Source organism: Aurantimonas sp. 22II-16-19i (genome assembly GCF_002088275.1).
Classification (GTDB): domain Bacteria; phylum Pseudomonadota; class Alphaproteobacteria; order Rhizobiales; family Rhizobiaceae; genus Jiella.
Genome location: NZ_AQQS01000041.1, coordinates 34,720 through 54,246 on the forward strand (window position 1 = coordinate 34,720; position 19,527 = coordinate 54,246).

The window sequence follows — 19,527 nt, forward strand, 5'->3', positions numbered from 1 at the left end:
CCTAGCCGATCCCCGCCACGATTGCAGCCCGCCTCAATGCCCGACGGACGAGGAGAACAGGTTGATGACCAGGACGCCGGCGACGATGAGGCCGAGGCCGAGGAAGGCTGCGGCGTCGAGCTGGGTGCGGAACCAGAAGAGGTCGATCATCGCCAGCATGGCGATGCCGCAGCCGGACCAGATGGCATAGACGACGCCGACCGGCATCGTGCGCAGCGGCAGCGAGAGGAAATAGAAGGCGAAGGCGTAGAAGAGGACGGTGACCAGCGACGGCGCGAGCCGGGTGAAGCCGTCGGATGCCTTCAGCGCGCTGGTGCCGATGATCTCGCAGACGATGGCGACGCCGAGATAGACCGCATTCATGACATCGCTCCGCCGTCTTCCGATTTCGCCCCGCTTTAGCACCCTCCCGATCGGCCCCGTCAACCGCCGGTGGGCGGGACGCATCCGGGCGAATTCGGCCGTTCCGGTCGATCTTTGGCGCGAAAGGACTAGAACGACTACAAAAGCGCCGGCTATGAAGGCGCCCTGGCCTCCGCCTCGGGACGTGGCGGGCGCGAGGCGGCCGCAGGGGCGGCAAGACCAATCGAGGGAGACGACATTGAGCCAAGCAGCCGAGACGCCGGAACGCGAATCCCCTGAACGCGAGTCCCCCGAACGCGAGTCCATGGAGTTCGACGTCGTGATCGTCGGCGCCGGGCCCGCCGGGCTGGCAGCGGCCATCCGGCTGAAGCAGATCGACCCCGAGATTTCCGTCGTCGTCCTCGAGAAGGCCGCCGAGGTCGGGGCGCATGTCCTGTCCGGCAACGTCCTCGATCCCTCCGCCCTCGACAGGCTCTTGCCGGAGTGGCGCCAGGAGGAGACGCCGATCAAGACCGCCGTCACCGAGGACCGCTTCTATTTCTACGGCGAGGGGGGCTCGGTCCGCCTGCCCAACGCCCTGATGCCGAAGCTGATGTCGAACCACGGCAATTTCGTCGTCTCGCTCGGCCTCGTCTGCAAGTGGCTGGCGGAAAAAGCCGAAGCCCTCGGCGTCGAGATCTATCCGGGCTTTGCCGCGTCCGAACTGCTGTTCGACGACGCCAACGCCGTCATCGGCGTCGCCACCGGCGACATGGGCGTCACCCGCTCGGGCGAACCCGGCGGCATGTATCAGCGCGGCATGGCGCTGCTCGGCAAGTACGTCTTCCTCGGCGAAGGCGTCAGAGGGTCGCTGGCGAAGACGGCGATCCACGCCTACGGCCTCGACCAGGGGCGCGAGCCGGCGAAGTTCGGCCTCGGCATCAAGGAGCTGTGGGAGATCGAGCCGGAGAAGGCGAAGCCCGGCCGCATCGAGCATTCCTTCGGCTGGCCGCTCGGCGACAAGACCGGCGGCGGGTCGTTCCTCTACCATCTCGGCGACAATCAGGTCTATGTCGGCTTCGTCGTCCACCTGAACTACAAGAACCCCTATCTCTCGCCCTTCGAGGAGTTCCAGCGCTTCAAGACGCATCCGGACGTCGCCGAGCTGCTCAAGGGCGGCAAGCGCATCGCCTATGGCGCGCGGGCGATCACCGAGGGCGGCTACCAGTCGGTGCCCAAGCTCGTCTTCCCGGGTGGCGCGCTGATCGGCTGTTCGGCGGGCTTCGTCAACGTGCCGCGCATCAAGGGCGTCCACAACGCGATGACCTCGGGCATGCTGGCGGCCGAACAGGCGGCCGAGGCGCTGAAGGCCGGCCGCTCCCACGATCTCCTCTCCGGTTACGACGATACGTGGCGTTCTTCGCCGATCGGGCAGGACCTGAAGCCGGTGCGCAACGTCAAGCCGCTGTGGTCGAAATACGGAACCCGCATCGGCATCATGCTCGGCGGTCTCGACATGTGGACGAATTCTCTCCTCGGCTTCTCCTTCTTCGGAACGAAAAGCCATGGCAAGCCGGACTATGCCTGCCTGGAGCCGGCAGAGAAGCACAAGCCGATCGCCTATCCCAAGCCCGACGGGGAACTCACCTTCGACAAGGTGTCGTCGGTCTATCTCTCCAACACCAATCACGAGGAGGACCAGCCGGTCCATCTCCAGGTGAAGGACCCGGCGCTCCAGAAATCTTCCGAACTCGGCGTCTATGCCGGCCCGTCCCAGCGCTACTGCCCTGCGGGGGTCTACGAGTGGGTGAAGGAGGGCGGCGAGGACAAGTTCGTGATCAACGCCCAGAACTGCGTCCACTGCAAGACCTGCGACATCAAGGATCCCAACCAGAACATCAACTGGGTCCCGCCACAGGGCGGCGAGGGACCGGTCTACGAGGTGATGTGAGGGGCCGGGCCGGGAGCGTGGGGAACGCGCGGTCGACGGTCGCCCGGCTCGCCTTGCGGGTGGCGCTGCAGTTCTCGCTGGCCTACGGGCTCGCTTCGCTGCTCCTCGGAATGGCGCTGGGGTTCCTGGCGCGCGTCCTGCCGCTCGACGCGATCGCCTTCTGGCTGGCGGTGCGCCTCGCCGACTTCGTTCCGGCGGAGGCTTCGCCGCTGGCTCCCGTCGCGGATGCCGCCGTCACCGTGCTGGCGGCGGCGGGGCTGGCGCTCGCCAACTTCCTCCTCGTCGCGGCCGTTCTGTTCCCGATCCTGCGCTGGAACCTGGCGCGGGCGCGGTCCGATCTTGCGGACGCGTTCGACTGATCCCATGTTTTTCCCGGCGGTCGGGGAAGGGCAAGCCACAGCCGTCCGATCGCCGATGGACCGTCCGAATCTTTACCCTATGTTCACGACTTTTCGCCTTGCCAGGGGCTTGTGAATCGGGGCAAAGGCCGTTAGAAGACCCATCCAATGGAAACGGCGCGTGGGGTGTTGAGGCACTCTTCACGCGCTTTAGCCGTGAGCAGTCGATGGCGACCAAGACCAATCCGTTCAAATTTCTGGAGCAGGTGCGTTCCGAGACGGGGAAGGTGACGTGGCCGACCCGGCGCGAAACCATGATCTCGACGCTCATGGTCTTCGTCATGGTCGCATTCGCGGCGGCATTCTTTTTCATCGCGGATCAGGCGCTCGGCTATGCCGTCGGCCTGATCATGAATGCGGGCGTCTGACGCTGCCGCAGGAGATATTGAAGTTTACATGACCGCCCGCTGGTACATCGTTCACGCCTATTCGAATTTCGAGAAGAAGGTGGCCGAGTCGATCGAGGAGCAGGCCCGCCAGAAGGGGCTCTCCGACAAGTTCGAGAAGATCCTCGTTCCGACCGAGAAGGTCGTCGAGGTGCGCCGCGGCCGCAAGGTCGATGCGGAGCGCAAGTTCTTCCCCGGCTACGTCCTCGTCAAGGCCGAGCTGACCGACCAGGTCTTCTCGCTGATCAAGAACACCCCGAAGGTGACCGGCTTCCTCGGGCCCGACAATCGCCCGGTGCCGATTTCGGAGGCCGAGGCAACCCACATCCTGAACCAGGTCCAGGATGGCGTCGAGCGCCCCAAGCCGACCATGTCCTTCGACATCGGCGAGAACGTCCGGGTCTCCGACGGCCCCTTCGCCTCGTTCAGCGGTGTCGTCCAGGAAGTCGATCAGGAGCGCGCCCGCCTCAAGGTGGAAGTCTCGATCTTCGGCCGCGCGACGCCGGTCGATCTGGAATTCGGCCAGGTCGAAAAGACCTGACCCGAAGAGCGGCGCCCGCCGATGCGGGCGCCATTGTCGTGCGGAAGGCGTCGTGGGCTCTTCAAGCCGGCCCATGCCACGCCGTACCGCGCGGACTGCGAACCGCCGGATGGTCCGAGATCTCCGGCATGACGAAAGAAGGCAGGAAAAATGGCTAAGAAGGTAGCGGGCCAGCTGAAGCTGCAGGTCGCGGCCGGTTCGGCGACGCCGTCGCCCCCGATCGGTCCGGCGCTCGGTCAGCGTGGCATCAACATTATGGAGTTCTGCAAGTCGTTCAACGCGCAGACTCAGGAGATGGAGAAGGGGCAGCCGATCCCCGTCGTCATCACCTACTATCAGGACAAGTCCTTCACCTTCGCGATGAAGACTCCGCCCGTGAGCTACTTCCTCAAGAAGGCGGTCAACCTGAAGTCCGGCTCCAAGACCCCGGGCAAGGCCAGTGCCGGAACGATCACCCGCGCCCAGCTGCGCGAGATCGCCGAGAAGAAGATGGTCGACCTCAACGCCAACGACCTCGACGCCGCGACTGCGATGATCGAAGGCTCCGCGCGTTCGATGGGTCTCGAGGTCACGGAGTAGGCATCATGGCGAACACTGGCAAGCGTATCCGCTCCGCCCGCGAAGGTGTCGAGCGCACCAAGCTCTACACTCTCGACGAGGCGATCGAGATGATCAAGGGCAAGTCGAGCGTCAAGTTCGACGAGACCATCGAAGTCGCGATGAATCTCGGCGTCGACCCGCGCCACGCCGACCAGATGGTCCGCGGCGTCGTCAACCTGCCGAACGGCACCGGCCGTACCGTCCGCGTCGCAGTCTTCGCGCGCGGCGACAAGGCGGACGAGGCCAAGGCCGCGGGCGCCGACATCGTCGGTGCCGAGGATCTCGTCGCCGAGATCCAGGCCGGCAACATCAACTTCGACCGTGCCATCGCGACGCCCGACATGATGGGCCTCGTCGGCCGCCTGGGCAAGGTGCTCGGCCCCCGCGGCCTGATGCCGAACCCGCGCGTCGGCACGGTGACGCCGGACGTCACGGCTGCCGTCAAGGCGTCGAAGGGCGGCGCAGTCGAGTTCCGCGTCGAGAAGGCGGGCATCGTCCACGCCGGCGTCGGCAAGGTGTCCTTCGACGCGGCGAAGATCGCCGAGAACATCCGCGCCTTCGCCGATGCGGTGACCAAGGCCAAGCCGTCGGGTGCCAAGGGCAACTACGTCAAGCGCGTGGCGATTTCCTCGACCATGGGCCCGGGCGTCAAGATCGACCCGTCGACCCTGTCGGGCGCTGCCTCGGCCTGATCGGCCGGGTCCCTTACAATCGCCGCGCCGGGCAACTATATCCGGTGCTTGCGATTTCGAAGAATTCCGGGGTGACCCGGAACAGGAAGGCCTCACGGGGCCTTCCACGCATGCCTGTCCGAGATTGTGGGCGGCCGCGAACCATCTTCGGTTCCGGTCTTAATCGTCAGAAAGCCCGCATGAGACGAGCGAAGAACCGTTTTCCGGCGATTGCCGGGGCCGGGTTCGAACTCTGAATGCCTTGCGCCGCCCGCGGGTTCCATCCGCAGGTAACGGGTAAGGGGACAGGATCTCCGAGCGTCGCCCGGCTGATCCGGGCGGCAAAAGGCAAACCGACCGCGATGCTCCGCAAGGGGTGTTTCGGTCAACTGGAGAGAGGCAGTGGACAGAGCGGAAAAGCGCGAATTCGTCACGACCCTCAACGAGACCTTCAAGGCCTCGTCGACCGTCGTGGTGGCCCACTATGCCGGACTCACCGTGGCGCAGATGAACGACTATCGTTCGAAGATGCGCGATGCGGGCGGGTCCGTCAAAGTCGCGAAGAACCGTCTCGCCAAGATCGCTCTTCAAGGCACGGACGCCGAAGGCATCTCGAACCTGTTCGAGGGCCAGACACTGATCGCCTATTCCAGCGATCCAGTGGTGGCGGCCAAGGTCACCAACGACTTCGCCAAGGGCAACGACAAGCTCGTGATCCTCGGCGGGGCGATGGGGGCCTCAACCCTCGATGCGGACGGTGTGAAGGCTCTCGCCTCGCTGCCGTCGCTGGATGAACTGCGGGCGAAGCTCGTCGGCATGATTCAGACGCCGGCCACGCGCATCGCCGGGGTGGTCCAGGCGCCTGCGGCGCAGCTCGCACGCGTATTCGGGGCTTATGCCAAGAAGGACGAGGCGGCGTGAGGTTGGTTCCTCGCTGCTCAAACCAAAGTTCGAACCTGAAGGAAATGTAACATGGCTGATCTCGCCAAGATCGTTGAAGACCTGTCGAGCCTGACCGTCCTCGAGGCGGCCGAGCTGTCGAAGATGCTGGAAGAGAAGTGGGGCGTCTCCGCCGCCGCTCCGGTCGCGGTTGCCGCTGCCGGCGGTGCGGCCCCCGCCGAGGCTGCCGAGGAGCAGACCGAGTTCAACGTCATCCTCGCTTCCGCCGGCGCTCAGAAGATCAACGTCATCAAGGAAGTCCGCGCGCTCACGGGCCTCGGGCTCAAGGAAGCCAAGGACCTCGTCGACAACGCGCCGAAGCCCGTCAAGGAAGGCGTCGACAAGGCCGAGGCCCAGAAGATCAAGGACCAGCTCGAGAAGGCTGGCGCCACGGTCGAAGTCAAGTAATCGGGGCGCTCCGGCGCAACGACGAATTCGGTGGGCGGGGCGGCGTTTCGCCGTCCCGCCTTCCGTGCCTGCCGGCCGCTGCGAGATGCAGGGGCCGGCAACGGCCCGGCGAAGGCCGGGCGGCCGTCCGGATTCAGGGCGGTGTCGAGAATGCGAGGGCGTATCTCTCAACTCCCGGATGACGGCGCGGGTGTTGGGTGATGCGGGCCGGGCGGCTCGACGCAAGGACGTAGGGATGTCCCCGCTTGCTGCGGGGAGGGCGCCGCCTCCGCTGGCTTGCGGAATGGCGCGGGGCTTGCCGGCCGCTTGGCCGGAAACGGGGTCATCGCCCGCAAATCGATTTGCCGCTGCGAAGCGGCAGCCCTCATGTGATGAGGGATAGCAGGGTCAGCCCTTGGGTCAAGGGCGAAGGCGTTACGAGAAGGAGCGACGATGTCCCAGACGACGACATTTTCCGGTCGCAGGCGGGTGCGCAAGGTCTTCGGGCACATCCCCGAAGTGGCACAGATGCCCAATCTCATCGAGGTCCAGAAGGCCTCCTACGATCAGTTCCTGATGGTGGACGAGCCCGAAGGCGGGCGGGCTGACGAGGGTCTCCAGGCCGTCTTCAAGTCGGTCTTCCCGATCACGGATTTTTCCGGCCAGGCGATGCTGGAATTCGTCAAGTACGAATTCGAGGCACCGAAGTTCGACGTCGACGAATGCCGTCAGCGCGACCTGACCTATGCGGCGCCGCTGAAGGTGACGCTGCGCCTCATCGTGTTCGATATCGACGAGGACACCCAGTCCAAGTCGATCAAGGACATCAAGGAGCAGGACGTCTACATGGGCGACATGCCGCTCATGACGATGAACGGCACCTTCATCGTCAACGGCACCGAGCGCGTCATCGTCTCCCAGATGCACCGTTCGCCGGGCGTCTTCTTCGACCACGACAAGGGCAAGTCGCATTCCTCGGGCAAGCTGCTGTTCGCCGCCCGCGTCATCCCCTATCGCGGCTCCTGGCTCGACATCGAGTTCGATGCCAAGGACGTCGTCCACGCGCGCATCGACCGCCGCCGCAAGATCCCGGTGACGTCGCTCCTCATGGCGCTCGGCATGGACGGCGAGGAAATCCTCTCGACCTTCTACAACGTCCTCGAGTTCAAGTACGACAAGAACGGCTGGCGCGTGCCCTTCTCTGTCGACCGCGTCCGCGGCCAGAACGCCGCCGTCGACCTGATTGACGCCGACAGCGGCGAAGTGCTGGTCGAGGCCGGCAAGAAGGTCACCGCCCGCCAGGCCCGGCAGATGCAGGAGAAGGGCGTCAAGGCCCTGCGCGCGACGGAAGCCGATCTCTACGGCTACTATCTCGCCGAGGACATCGTCGACTTCTCCACCGGCGAGGTGTTCCTCGAAGCCGGCGACGAGATCGACGAGAAGACCCTGAAGGTCCTGATCGACGCGGGCTACGACGAGATCTCGGTGCTCGACATCGACCACGTCAATGTCGGCGCCTACATCCGCTCGACCCTTGCCGCCGACAAGAACGAAGGGCGCCAGGACGCGCTGTTCGACATCTACCGGGTCATGCGCCCGGGCGAGCCGCCGACGATCGAAACCGCCGAGGCGATGTTCCACTCGCTGTTCTTCGACAGTGAGCGCTACGACCTGTCGGCCGTCGGCCGCGTCAAGATGAACATGCGTCTGGAAGTCGACGCCGAGGATACCGTGCGCGTGCTCCGCAAGGAGGACATCATCGCCGTCGTCAAGACGCTGGTGGACCTGCGCGACGGTCGCGGCGAGATCGACGACATCGACAATCTCGGCAACCGCCGGGTGCGCTCGGTCGGCGAGCTGATGGAGAACCAGTACCGCGTCGGCCTGCTCCGCATGGAGCGGGCGATCAAGGAGCGCATGTCCTCGGTCGAAGTCGACACGGTCATGCCGCAGGATCTGATCAACGCCAAGCCGGCGGCCGCCGCCGTGCGCGAGTTCTTCGGTTCCTCGCAGCTCTCGCAGTTCATGGACCAGACCAACCCGCTCTCCGAGATCACCCACAAGCGTCGTCTCTCGGCGCTTGGACCGGGCGGTCTGACGCGTGAGCGGGCGGGCTTCGAGGTCCGCGACGTCCATCCGACCCACTACGGCCGCATCTGCCCGATCGAGACGCCGGAAGGCCCGAACATCGGCCTGATCAACTCGCTGGCCACCTTCGCGCGCGTCAACAAGTACGGCTTCATCGAGAGCCCGTACCGCAAGGTCGTGGACGGCAAGGTGACCCACGAGGTCGTCTATCTGTCGGCGATGGAGGAATCCAAGCATCACGTCGCCCAGGCGAACGCCATCCTGACCGACGAGAGCACGTTCCAGAACGAGTTCGTGGTCTGCCGTCATGCCGGCGACGTCTTCATGACGCCGCGCGACAACGTCGACCTGATGGACGTCTCGCCCAAGCAGCTGGTGTCGGTCGCCGCGGCGCTCATCCCGTTCCTCGAGAACGACGATGCCAACCGCGCCCTCATGGGCTCGAACATGCAGCGTCAGGCGGTGCCGCTTGTGCGCGCCGAGGCGCCGTTCGTCGGCACCGGCATGGAGCCGATCGTCGCCCGGGATTCGGGTGCCGCGATCGGCGCCCGCCGCACCGGCGTGGTCGACCAGGTCGACGCGACGCGTATCGTCATCCGCGCCACGGAAGACCTCGAGGCCGGCAAGTCCGGCGTCGACATCTACCGGCTGATGAAGTTCCAGCGTTCGAACCAGAACACCTGCATCAACCAGCGTCCGCTGGTGGCGGTGGGCGACCGGGTGGCGAAGGGCGACATCATCGCCGACGGTCCCTCAACCGATCTCGGCGATCTGGCGCTCGGCCGCAACGTGCTCGTCGCGTTCATGCCGTGGAACGGCTACAACTACGAGGACTCGATCCTGCTCTCCGAGCGGATCGTCGCCGACGACGTCTTCACCTCGATCCACATCGAGGAGTTCGAGGTCATGGCGCGCGACACCAAGCTCGGACCGGAGGAGATCACCCGCGACATTCCGAACGTCTCGGAAGAAGCGCTGAAGAACCTCGACGAGGCGGGCATCGTCTATATCGGCGCGGAAGTGCAGCCGGGCGACATCCTGGTCGGCAAGATCACGCCGAAGGGCGAAAGCCCGATGACGCCGGAGGAGAAGCTCCTGCGCGCCATCTTCGGCGAGAAGGCGTCCGACGTCCGCGACACCTCGAGCCGCATGCCTCCCGGCACCTACGGCACCGTCGTCGAGGTGCGCGTCTTCAATCGCCACGGCGTCGAGAAGGACGAGCGCGCCATGGCGATCGAGCGCGAGGAGATCGAGCGTCTCGCCAAGGACCGCGACGACGAGCAGGCGATCCTCGACCGCAACGTCTACGGCCGTCTCGTCGAGATGCTCGACGGCAAGGCCGCGATCGCGGGGCCGAAGAGCTTCAAGAAGGGTTCGACCCTGTCGGCCGAGGCGATGGCGGAGTATCCGCGTTCGCAGTGGTGGATGTTCGCCGTCGAGGACGAGAAGCTGCAGGCCGAGCTCGAGGACCTGCGCAACGTCTACGACGAGTCCAAGAAGACGCTCGAGCAGCGCTTCATGGACAAGGTCGAGAAGGTCCAGCGCGGCGACGAGCTGCCGCCGGGCGTCATGAAGCAGGTGAAGGTCTTCGTCGCGGTCAAGCGCAAGATCCAGCCGGGCGACAAGATGGCCGGCCGTCACGGCAACAAGGGCGTGGTCTCGCGGATCGTGCCGGTCGAGGACATGCCGTTCACCGAGGACGGCACCCATGTCGACATCGTTCTCAACCCGCTCGGCGTGCCGAGCCGGATGAATGTCGGGCAGATCCTCGAGACCCATCTCGGCTGGGCTTGCGCCGGCATGGGCAAGAAGATCGGCGAGATGATGGAGGTCTACAAGCAGACCCACGACGCCTCGCCGCTGCGCGACGAGATCGCCGGTCTGCTCGGCGACAACGACCGCAACGAGCCGGTGAAGTCCTACGACGACGCCAGCGTCGTCACGCTCGCCAAGCAGATGACCAAGGGCGTGTCCATCGCGACCCCGGTCTTCGACGGGGCGAACGAGAAGGACATCGTCGAATGGCTGGAGAGGGCCGGGCTGAACGGCTCGGGCCAGGTCACGCTCTATGACGGGCGGACCGGCGAGGCCTTCGACAGGCAGGTGACCGTCGGCTACATCTACATGCTGAAGCTGCATCACCTGGTGGACGACAAGATCCACGCCCGTTCGATCGGACCGTACTCGCTGGTCACCCAGCAGCCGCTCGGCGGCAAGGCGCAGTTCGGTGGACAGCGCTTCGGCGAGATGGAGGTCTGGGCCCTCGAAGCCTACGGCGCGGCCTACACGCTGCAGGAGATGCTGACGGTCAAGTCGGACGACGTCGCGGGCCGCACCAAGGTCTACGAGTCGATCGTCCGGGGCGACGACGCGTTCGAATCGGGCATTCCGGAGAGCTTCAACGTTCTCGTCAAGGAGATGCGCTCGCTCGGCCTCGACGTCGACCTGCAGAACACAGCGGCCGAACTGCCGGCGCCGGCGACGCCGACCAACCTGCCGGATGCGGCAGAGTAAGAGGCAAACGAACGAGCGGGGAGGGGCGTCATGGCATTGATGATGGGATCACTCTATGACGCCCTCCGCTCGGCGAATGTCGACGACGAAAAGGCGAGGAAGGCGGCTGAGGAAGTCGCCGACTACCAAAAGCAGATCGGCGAGATCCGGACTGATCTCGCCGTCCTGAAATGGATGACCGGGATCGGCGTGGCCGGAATCGTGGCGCTTCTGGTGCGGTCTTTCGTCAGTTGAAGCATGGTTTGGGGATCGTTCGCTCACGATCCAGCGGGGCGGCAGGACGGCCGCCTCTTGAGAGCTGATTTTTCAGTGTCATCTCGGGTGGCATGAATGAGGCCCAGCGCCTCGAAAGGAGAAAGCCATGAACCAAGAGGTCATGAACATCTTCAACCCGCAGGCTGCGGCGCAGACGTTCGACTCGATCCGGATCTCGCTGGCGAGCCCGGAAAAGATCCTCTCCTGGTCCTTCGGCGAGATCAAGAAGCCGGAAACCATCAACTACCGGACCTTCAAGCCGGAGCGCGACGGCCTGTTCTGCGCCCGCATCTTCGGTCCGATCAAGGATTACGAGTGCTTGTGCGGCAAGTACAAGCGCATGAAGTACAAGGGCATCATCTGCGAGAAGTGCGGCGTCGAGGTCACCCTCTCGCGCGTGCGGCGCGAGCGCATGGGCCACATCGAGCTCGCCGCGCCGGTCGCCCACATCTGGTTCCTGAAGTCGCTGCCGAGCCGCATCGGCACGCTGCTCGACATGACCCTGAAGGACATCGAGCGGGTCCTCTATTTCGAGAACTACATCGTCACCGAGCCCGGCCTCACCTCGCTGAAGGAGCACCAGCTCCTCAGTGAGGAAGAGTACATGATCGCCATCGACGAGTTCGGCGAGGATTCCTTCACGGCCCTCATCGGCGCCGAGGCGATCCAGGACCTGCTCGCCTCGATGGATCTCGAGAAGATCGCCGTCGACCTTCGCGAGGAGCTGGCGACCACGACGTCCGAGCTCAAGACGAAGAAGCTGATGAAGCGGCTGAAGATCGTCGAGAACTTCCTGGAATCCGGCAACCGCCCGGAATGGATGATCATGACGGTCGTGCCGGTGATCCCGCCGGACCTGCGCCCGCTCGTCCCCCTGGACGGCGGCCGCTTCGCCACGTCCGACCTCAACGATCTCTACCGCCGCGTCATCAACCGCAACAACCGTCTGAAGCGGCTGATCGAGCTGCGCGCGCCGGGCATCATCATCCGCAACGAGAAGCGGATGCTGCAGGAAGCCGTCGACGCCCTGTTCGACAACGGCCGTCGCGGCCGCGTCATCACGGGCGCCAACAAGCGTCCGCTGAAGTCTCTGTCCGACATGCTGAAGGGCAAGCAGGGCCGCTTCCGGCAGAACCTTCTCGGCAAGCGCGTCGACTATTCCGGCCGTTCGGTGATCGTGACCGGTCCCGAGCTGAAGCTGCACCAGTGCGGCCTGCCGAAGAAGATGGCGCTCGAGCTGTTCAAGCCGTTCATCTATGCCCGTCTCGACGCCAAGGGCTTCTCCTCCACGGTGAAGCAGGCGAAGAAGCTGGTCGAGAAGGAGCGTCCGGAGGTCTGGGACATCCTCGACGAGGTGATCCGCGAGCATCCGGTGCTTCTGAACCGTGCGCCGACCCTGCATCGTCTCGGCATCCAGGCCTTCGAGCCGGTGCTGATCGAGGGTAAGGCGATCCAGCTGCATCCGCTGGTCTGCACGGCCTTCAACGCCGACTTCGACGGCGACCAGATGGCGGTCCACGTGCCGCTGTCCATCGAGGCGCAGCTCGAAGCCCGCGTCCTGATGATGTCGACCAACAACATCCTGCATCCGGCGAACGGCGCACCGATCATCGTGCCGTCGCAGGACATGGTGCTCGGCCTCTACTACCTGTCGATCATGAACGAGAACGAGCCGGGCGAGGGCATGGCCTTCTCCGACATGGGCGAGCTCGACCATGCGCTGGCGACGAAGTCGGTCACCCTGCATTCGAAGGTCCGCGGCCGGTTCAAGACCGTGGACGCCGAAGGCAAGCCGGTGTCCGGCATCCACGAGACGACGCCCGGCCGCATGATGATCGGCGAACTGCTGCCGAAGAACCACATGATCCCCTTCGACATCTGCAACCAGCTGATGACGAAGAAGAACATCTCCAAGATGATCGACACGGTGTATCGCCACTGCGGTCAGAAGGAGACGGTGATCTTCTGCGACCGGATCATGCAGCTCGGCTTCCGCAATGCCTGCACGGCGGGCATCTCGTTCGGCAAGGACGACATGCTCATCCCCGAGACCAAGGCGCGGATGATCGGCGAGACCCAGGCGCTCGCGAAGGAATACGAGCAGCAGTACAATGACGGCCTGATCACCCAGGGCGAGAAGTACAACAAGGTCGTCGACGCCTGGGCCAAGTGCACCGACAAGATCGCCGAGGAGATGATGGCCCGCATCAAGGCCATCGAATTCGACGACAACGGCCGTCAGAAGCCGATGAACTCGATCTACATGATGTCGCACTCCGGTGCGCGTGGTTCGCCGACCCAGATGCGCCAGCTGGCGGCGATGCGCGGCCTGATGACCAAGCCTTCGGGCGAGATCATCGAGACGCCGATCATCTCGAACTTCAAGGAAGGTCTGACCGTGCTCGAGTACTTCAACTCGACCCACGGCGCCCGCAAGGGCCTGGCGGACACCGCCCTGAAGACGGCCAACTCGGGCTATCTCACCCGTCGTCTCGTCGACGTGGCGCAGGACTGCATCATCACGCAGACCGATTGCGGCACCGAGAAGGGCCTGACGATGCAGCCGATCGTCGACGCCGGCCAGGTGGTCGCCTCGATCGGCCAGCGGATCCTCGGCCGGACCGCGCTGGAGGACATCCTCCACCCGCTCACCGGCGAGGTCATCGTCAAGGGTGGCGTGACCATCGAGGAGCCGGATGTCGAGATCATCGAGAAGGCCAGCGTCCAGTCGGTGAAGATCCGCTCGGCGTTGACCTGCGAAATCCGCACCGGCATCTGCGCCACCTGCTACGGGCGCGATCTCGCCCGCGGCACGCCGGTCAACATGGGTGAGGCCGTCGGCGTCATCGCGGCGCAGTCGATCGGCGAGCCGGGCACCCAGCTGACCATGCGCACCTTCCACATGGGCGGAACCGCGCAGGTGGTGGACTCCTCCTTCCTCGAGGCCTCCTACGAGGGCTCGGTGAAGATCCGCAACCGCAACGTGGTTCGCGATTCGGGCGGCAAGCTCGTCGCCATGGGCCGCAACATGGCGATCCTGATCATGGATCCGAGCGGCAAGGAGCGGGCTTCGCACCGCGTCACCTACGGTTCGCGCGTCTATGTCGACGACGGGGACACGGTGAAGCGCGGCCAGCGTATCGCCGAGTGGGATCCCTATACCCGTCCGGTGCTGACCGAGCTCGAGGGCACGGTCGACTACGAGGACATGGTGGACGGCATCTCGGTGTCGGAACAGGCCGACGAGGCCACCGGCATCACCAAGCGTGCGGTCATCGACTGGCGGGCCAGCCCGCGCGGCACGGACCTGAAGCCGGCGATCATCATCAAGGGCGACAATGGCGAGATCCTGAAGCTCGCCCGTGGCTCGGACGCCCGCTACTTCCAGTCGGTCGACGCGATCCTGTCGGTCGAGCCGGGGCAGCGGGTCCAGGCCGGCGACGTCCTGTCGCGCATTCCGATGGAAAGCGCCAAGACCAAGGACATCACCGGTGGTCTGCCGCGCGTCGCCGAGCTGTTCGAGGCCAGAAAGCCGAAGGACAACGCGGTGATCGCGGAGATCGACGGTACGGTGAAGTTCGGCCGCGACTACAAGAACAAGCGCCGCATCATCATCGAGCCGCACGAGGATGGCGTCGAGCCCGTCGAATACCTGATCCCGAAGGGCAAGCCCTTCCATCTTCAGGAAGGCGACGTGATCGAAAAGGGCGACTACATCCTCGACGGCAACCCGGCGCCGCACGACATCCTGGCGATCCGCGGCGTGGAGGCTCTCGCGAGCTACCTCGTCAACGAGATCCAGGAAGTCTACCGGTTGCAGGGCGTTCTGATCAACGACAAGCACATCGAGGTCATCGTCCGGCAGATGCTGCAGAAGGTCGAGATCGTCGAATCCGGCGATAGCGGCTACATCCCGGGCGACCACGTCGACCGGATCGAGCTCGCGGAGCTGAACGAGAAGCTGGAGGAAGAGGGCAAGAAGCCGGCTTCCGGCAACCCGGTCCTGCTCGGCATCACCAAGGCCTCGCTGCAGACGCCGTCCTTCATCTCGGCGGCCTCCTTCCAGGAGACCACCCGCGTCCTCACCGAGGCCGCGGTCGCCGGCAAGACGGATACGCTGCAGGGCCTGAAGGAGAACGTCATCGTCGGCCGCCTGATCCCGGCGGGCACCGGTGGCATGATGACCCAGATGCGCCGCATCGCCGGCTCGCGCGACGACCTCATCATCGAGGATCGCCGCAAGGCGGCGAACGCCGCCGAGACCGACCGGATGCTCACCGCGGTGGACGACGCCGCCGAGTGACGTCGGCCGCATCTGATCGACAATCCTGTGAAAGGCCGCTTCCGAAAGGGGGCGGCCTTTCGCTATGAGGGGCCTGCGAGAAGCGCTGCCACTCCGAGGAGCGCCGGTCACCGGGGACGCAGCTGCGAGCGGCCCGCGCCGGAGCGAGATCGCGGCACGACAAGGAGCGGAAGCGATGGCGGATGGCAGAACGGGCGCCGATCCCGTGGACGGCGGCAGACCGGCGATCATCTCCGTCAGGGCAGAGGATCAGCCGCTGCTCCTCGTCCTCAACAACGACCACGCCGCCGAACTCTCGCTCCTCGACGGGCCCGGATTCGCGCGGCTGATCGACACGGCCTTCCTGGCGCTGCAGACGGAGGACGCGACCGCCCTGCTGATCGCCTTCGATCAGGCGAGCGACTACGACAGCCCCAACTTTCTCTGGTTCCGCGCGCGCTTCCAGCGCTACGTCTATGTCGACCGGCTGGTCGTGTCTCCCGCGGCACGGGGGAGGGGGCTGGCGAGGGCGCTCTACGAATCGCTGTTCGCGGCGGCGTCGGCGGCGGGAATCGACCGAGTCGTCTGCGAGATCAACGTCGAGCCGCCGAATCCCGGCTCCATCCGATTCCATGAGGCGCTCGGATTCCGCCGGATCGGTGACGCAGCGCTCCCGGGGGGCGCCAAGCGGGTGGCCTATTACGAGCGAACCGGGGCTTGCAGGGCTGATCTGCGCCGATAAGGGGGAAAAGGCCCAGAAATGCGGGTCCTGCCGCTTGACGCGAGGAAGCCGACCGTTTAGTTACGCCTCAACAAAGCCGATGTGAGACCGAATTCTTCCTGTCGACGCCAAGTCCGGGAAACAGTCGCCTCAAACAAGGCTTCGTTCAACGAGACGTCAATCTCTGGCGCATGACCGTTCGCGGTCCTCTGCTTCTCGCCGGGCAATCCGCAAGACATGCGGATCACTGCCCGGTTTCGCGCATGGCGAGGTCACCCTCGTCAGCTGGGCTGACGCATCGTTATGAACCTGGGACTGGAAGACTTAGAAGGTAGGGTTGGATGCCGACCATCAACCAATTGATCCGGAAGCCGCGGGTGCGCCCGACCGAGCGTAACACGGTCCCGGCTCTCGAAGCGAACCCGCAGAAGCGCGGTGTCTGCACGCGCGTCTATACGACGACCCCGAAGAAGCCGAACTCGGCGCTTCGTAAGGTCGCCAAGGTGCGTCTCGTCAATGGCTACGAAGTCATCGGCTACATTCCGGGCGAGGGCCACAACCTTCAGGAGCACTCCGTGGTGATGATCCGCGGCGGCCGCGTGAAGGATCTTCCCGGTGTGCGCTATCACATCATCCGCGGCGTTCTCGATACGCAGGGCGTGAAGAACCGCAGGCAGCGCCGTTCGAAGTACGGCGCCAAGCGTCCGAAGTAACCGACCCGCGATCAGTTTGAAGAGACGATAGAATGTCCCGTCGCCACAGTGCCGAAAAGCGAGAGATCAACCCGGACCCGAAGTTCGGTGATCTCGTCGTGTCGAAGTTCATGAACGCCGTGATGTACGACGGCAAGAAGTCGGTCGCCGAGCGCATCGTCTATGGCGCCTTCGACGTCGTGCACGAGAAGACCCGCCAGGAGTCTGTCGCGATCTTCCACCAGGCGCTCGAGAACATCGCGCCGCATGTGGAAGTTCGTTCCCGCCGCGTCGGCGGTGCGACCTACCAGGTCCCGGTCGATGTGCGCCCCGAGCGGCGTCAGGCTCTGGCGATCCGCTGGCTGATCGCGGCGGCGCGCAACCGTAACGAGACCACGATGGTCGACCGCCTCTCCGGCGAGCTGATGGACGCGGCGAACAACCGTGGCTCGGCCGTCAAGAAGCGCGAGGATACGCACCGGATGGCCGAAGCCAACCGCGCCTTCTCGCACTATCGCTGGTAATTCAAGCTTCCGTCTGAAAGGCGACGCCCGATGGCACGCGAATACAAGATCGAAGACTACCGCAATTTCGGCATCATGGCCCACATCGACGCGGGCAAGACGACGACGACCGAGCGGATTCTCTTCTACACCGGCAAGTCCCACAAGATCGGCGAAGTCCATGACGGCGCCGCGACGATGGACTGGATGGAGCAGGAGCAGGAGCGCGGCATCACCATCACGTCCGCTGCCACGACCACGTTCTGGCAGGGCCGCGACGGCAAGAAGCGCCGCTTCAACATCATCGACACGCCGGGTCACGTCGACTTCACGATCGAGGTCGAGCGTTCGCTGCGCGTGCTCGACGGCGCGATCGCGCTCCTCGACGCCAATGCCGGTGTCGAGCCGCAGACCGAGACTGTCTGGCGTCAGGCCGACAAGTACCAGGTTCCGCGGATGATCTTCGTCAACAAGATGGACAAGATCGGCGCCGACTTCTTCCGCTGCGTCGAGATGATCAAGTCTCGTCTCGGTGCCCGTCCGATCGTCATCCAGCTGCCGATCGGCGCGGAGAACGAGCTGAAGGGCGTCATCGACCTGATCGAGATGAAGGCGCTCGTCTGGCGCGACGAGAATCTCGGCGCCCAGTGGGACATCCTCGAGATTCCCGAGGACATGCGCGCCCAGGCCGAAGAATATCGCGAGATGATGATCGAGGCTGCCGTCGAGGTCGACGAGCCCGCGATGGAGCGGTATCTCGAAGGCCAGATGCCGGACAATGACGAGATCCGCAAGCTGATCCGCAAGGGCACCTGCGACGTCTGGTTCACGCCGGTCCTGTGTGGCTCGGCCTTCAAGAACAAGGGCGTCCAGCCGCTGCTCGACGCGGTGGTCGACTTCCTGCCGTCGCCGGTCGAGGTCAAGCCGATCAAGGGCATCGATCCGAAGACCGACGCGGAGATGATCCGCAAGTCCTCGGACGACGAGCCACTGTCGATGCTCGCCTTCAAGATCATGAACGACCCGTTCGTCGGTTCGCTCACCTTCGCTCGCATCTACTCCGGCGTTCTGACCAAGGGCACCTCGCTCCAGAACACCGTCAAGGAGAAGAAGGAGCGCATCGGCCGCATGCTGCAGATGCACTCCAATTCCCGCGAGGACATCGAGGAAGCCTTTGCCGGCGACATCGTTGCTCTGGCCGGCCTCAAGGACACGACGACCGGCGACACCCTGTGTGACCCGCTGAAGCCCGTCATCCTCGAGCGCATGGAATTCCCCGATCCGGTCATCGAGATCGCGATCGAGCCGAAGACCAAGGCCGACCAGGAAAAGATGGGCCTCGCGCTCAACCGTCTCGCCGCCGAGGATCCGTCCTTCCGCGTCAAGACCGACGAAGAGAGCGGCCAGACGATCATCGCCGGCATGGGCGAATTGCATCTGGACATTCTCGTCGATCGCATGAAGCGCGAGTTCAAGGTCGAGGCGAATATCGGCGCGCCGCAGGTGGCCTATCGCGAGACGATCACCCGCCGGGCCGAAGTGGACTATACCCACAAGAAGCAGACCGGCGGCACGGGCCAGTTTGCCCGCGTCAAGATGACCTTCGAGCCGGCCGAGATCGGCGCGGGCTTCTCGTTCGAGTCGAAGATCGTCGGTGGTTCGGTTCCGAAGGAATACATCCCCGGTGTCGAGAAGGGCATCAAGTCGGTCATGGGTTCGGGTCCGCTCGCGGGCTTCCCGATGGTCGACATCAAGTCGGAGCTGACCGACGGCGCCTTCCATGACGTCGACTCCTCGGTTCTCGCCTTCGAGATCGCCGCACGGGCGGGCTTCCGCGAAGCCATCCAGAAGGCCGGTCCGCGGCTGCTCGAGCCGGTCATGAAGGTCGAGGTGGTGACGCCGGAAGACTATGTCGGCGACGTCATCGGCGACCTGAACTCCCGGCGCGGGCAGATCCAGGGCACCGAGCCGCGCGGCATCCTTCAGGCCGTGAACGCGATGGTGCCGCTGGCCAACATGTTCGGCTACGTCAACACGCTGCGCTCCATGTCCCAGGGCCGCGCGCAGTACACGATGCTTTTCGATCACTACGAGCCGGTCCCGAACCAGGTCGCCGAAGAGATCCAGAAGAAATACGCCTAAGGACCCTTTCAGGTCGGACCAGTTCGGCTCGCTTGAGCCAAGATGAAATGAATGGAGTGGCACTATGGCCAAGAGCAAATTCGAGCGTAACAAGCCGCATGTGAACATCGGCACG

The 19,527-nt window shown here is 64.7% G+C and carries 16 protein-coding genes; 15 read left to right on the forward strand and 1 reads right to left on the reverse strand.

Going from position 1 to position 19,527, the window contains the following annotated elements:
- Nucleotides 1-33: 33 nt before the first annotated feature.
- Nucleotides 34-363: a multidrug efflux SMR transporter gene (locus tag ATO4_RS23260; protein ID WP_083594160.1), complete on the reverse strand. Its 330-nt coding sequence runs from the start codon at nt 361-363 to the stop codon at nt 34-36.
- A 304-nt stretch (nt 364-667) separates the two neighbouring features.
- On the opposite strand from ATO4_RS23260, the gene ATO4_RS23265 reads away from it, so the two are divergent.
- From ATO4_RS23265 to fusA, 15 genes are all read left to right on the forward strand, one after another.
- Nucleotides 668-2,293 carry an electron transfer flavoprotein-ubiquinone oxidoreductase gene (locus ATO4_RS23265; RefSeq protein ID WP_083594161.1) on the forward strand — a complete coding sequence of 542 codons (1,626 nt, stop codon included), beginning with the start codon at nt 668-670 and terminating at the stop codon, nt 2,291-2,293.
- A gap of 17 nt (nt 2,294-2,310) precedes the next feature.
- A complete protein-coding gene (locus ATO4_RS23270; RefSeq protein WP_083594162.1) occupies nt 2,311-2,652 on the forward strand; it encodes a hypothetical protein in 342 nt (113 codons plus the stop codon).
- 206 nt (nt 2,653-2,858) lie between these two features.
- Complete coding sequence (gene secE / locus ATO4_RS23275) at nt 2,859-3,059, forward strand: preprotein translocase subunit SecE (RefSeq protein WP_083594163.1); 201 nt, start codon at nt 2,859-2,861, stop codon at nt 3,057-3,059.
- Between the two features lie 28 nt (nt 3,060-3,087).
- On the forward strand, nt 3,088-3,618 hold the full coding sequence (nusG, locus tag ATO4_RS23280; RefSeq protein WP_083594164.1) for a transcription termination/antitermination protein NusG: 531 nt from the start codon (nt 3,088-3,090) through the stop codon (nt 3,616-3,618).
- A gap of 150 nt (nt 3,619-3,768) precedes the next feature.
- Nucleotides 3,769-4,197 (forward strand): 50S ribosomal protein L11, encoded by a 429-nt coding sequence (rplK, locus tag ATO4_RS23285; RefSeq protein WP_083594165.1) that lies wholly within the window; start codon nt 3,769-3,771, stop codon nt 4,195-4,197.
- 5 nt (nt 4,198-4,202) lie between these two features.
- Nucleotides 4,203-4,910 carry a 50S ribosomal protein L1 gene (gene rplA / locus ATO4_RS23290; protein ID WP_083594166.1) on the forward strand — a complete coding sequence of 236 codons (708 nt, stop codon included), beginning with the start codon at nt 4,203-4,205 and terminating at the stop codon, nt 4,908-4,910.
- Between the two features lie 381 nt (nt 4,911-5,291).
- On the forward strand, nt 5,292-5,810 hold the full coding sequence (gene rplJ / locus ATO4_RS23295; protein ID WP_083594167.1) for a 50S ribosomal protein L10: 519 nt from the start codon (nt 5,292-5,294) through the stop codon (nt 5,808-5,810).
- Nucleotides 5,811-5,861: 51 nt separating this feature from the next.
- Nucleotides 5,862-6,236 (forward strand): 50S ribosomal protein L7/L12, encoded by a 375-nt coding sequence (gene rplL, locus ATO4_RS23300; protein WP_083594168.1) that lies wholly within the window; start codon nt 5,862-5,864, stop codon nt 6,234-6,236.
- Between the two features lie 432 nt (nt 6,237-6,668).
- Nucleotides 6,669-10,817: a DNA-directed RNA polymerase subunit beta gene (rpoB, locus tag ATO4_RS23305; protein ID WP_083594169.1), complete on the forward strand. Its 4,149-nt coding sequence runs from the start codon at nt 6,669-6,671 to the stop codon at nt 10,815-10,817.
- Between the two features lie 30 nt (nt 10,818-10,847).
- On the forward strand, nt 10,848-11,051 hold the full coding sequence (locus ATO4_RS23310; RefSeq protein WP_210191129.1) for an integrase: 204 nt from the start codon (nt 10,848-10,850) through the stop codon (nt 11,049-11,051).
- A 127-nt stretch (nt 11,052-11,178) separates the two neighbouring features.
- Nucleotides 11,179-15,375 carry a DNA-directed RNA polymerase subunit beta' gene (gene rpoC / locus ATO4_RS23315; RefSeq protein WP_083594170.1) on the forward strand — a complete coding sequence of 1,399 codons (4,197 nt, stop codon included), beginning with the start codon at nt 11,179-11,181 and terminating at the stop codon, nt 15,373-15,375.
- A gap of 175 nt (nt 15,376-15,550) precedes the next feature.
- Nucleotides 15,551-16,096 (forward strand): GNAT family N-acetyltransferase, encoded by a 546-nt coding sequence (locus ATO4_RS23320; protein WP_083594171.1) that lies wholly within the window; start codon nt 15,551-15,553, stop codon nt 16,094-16,096.
- Between the two features lie 320 nt (nt 16,097-16,416).
- Nucleotides 16,417-16,788 (forward strand): 30S ribosomal protein S12, encoded by a 372-nt coding sequence (gene rpsL, locus ATO4_RS23325; RefSeq protein ID WP_083594172.1) that lies wholly within the window; start codon nt 16,417-16,419, stop codon nt 16,786-16,788.
- Nucleotides 16,789-16,820: 32 nt separating this feature from the next.
- Nucleotides 16,821-17,291 carry a 30S ribosomal protein S7 gene (gene rpsG, locus ATO4_RS23330; protein ID WP_083594173.1) on the forward strand — a complete coding sequence of 157 codons (471 nt, stop codon included), beginning with the start codon at nt 16,821-16,823 and terminating at the stop codon, nt 17,289-17,291.
- A gap of 30 nt (nt 17,292-17,321) precedes the next feature.
- Nucleotides 17,322-19,412 carry an elongation factor G gene (fusA, locus tag ATO4_RS23335; protein ID WP_083594174.1) on the forward strand — a complete coding sequence of 697 codons (2,091 nt, stop codon included), beginning with the start codon at nt 17,322-17,324 and terminating at the stop codon, nt 19,410-19,412.
- The last annotated feature ends 115 nt before the right edge of the window (nt 19,413-19,527 follow it).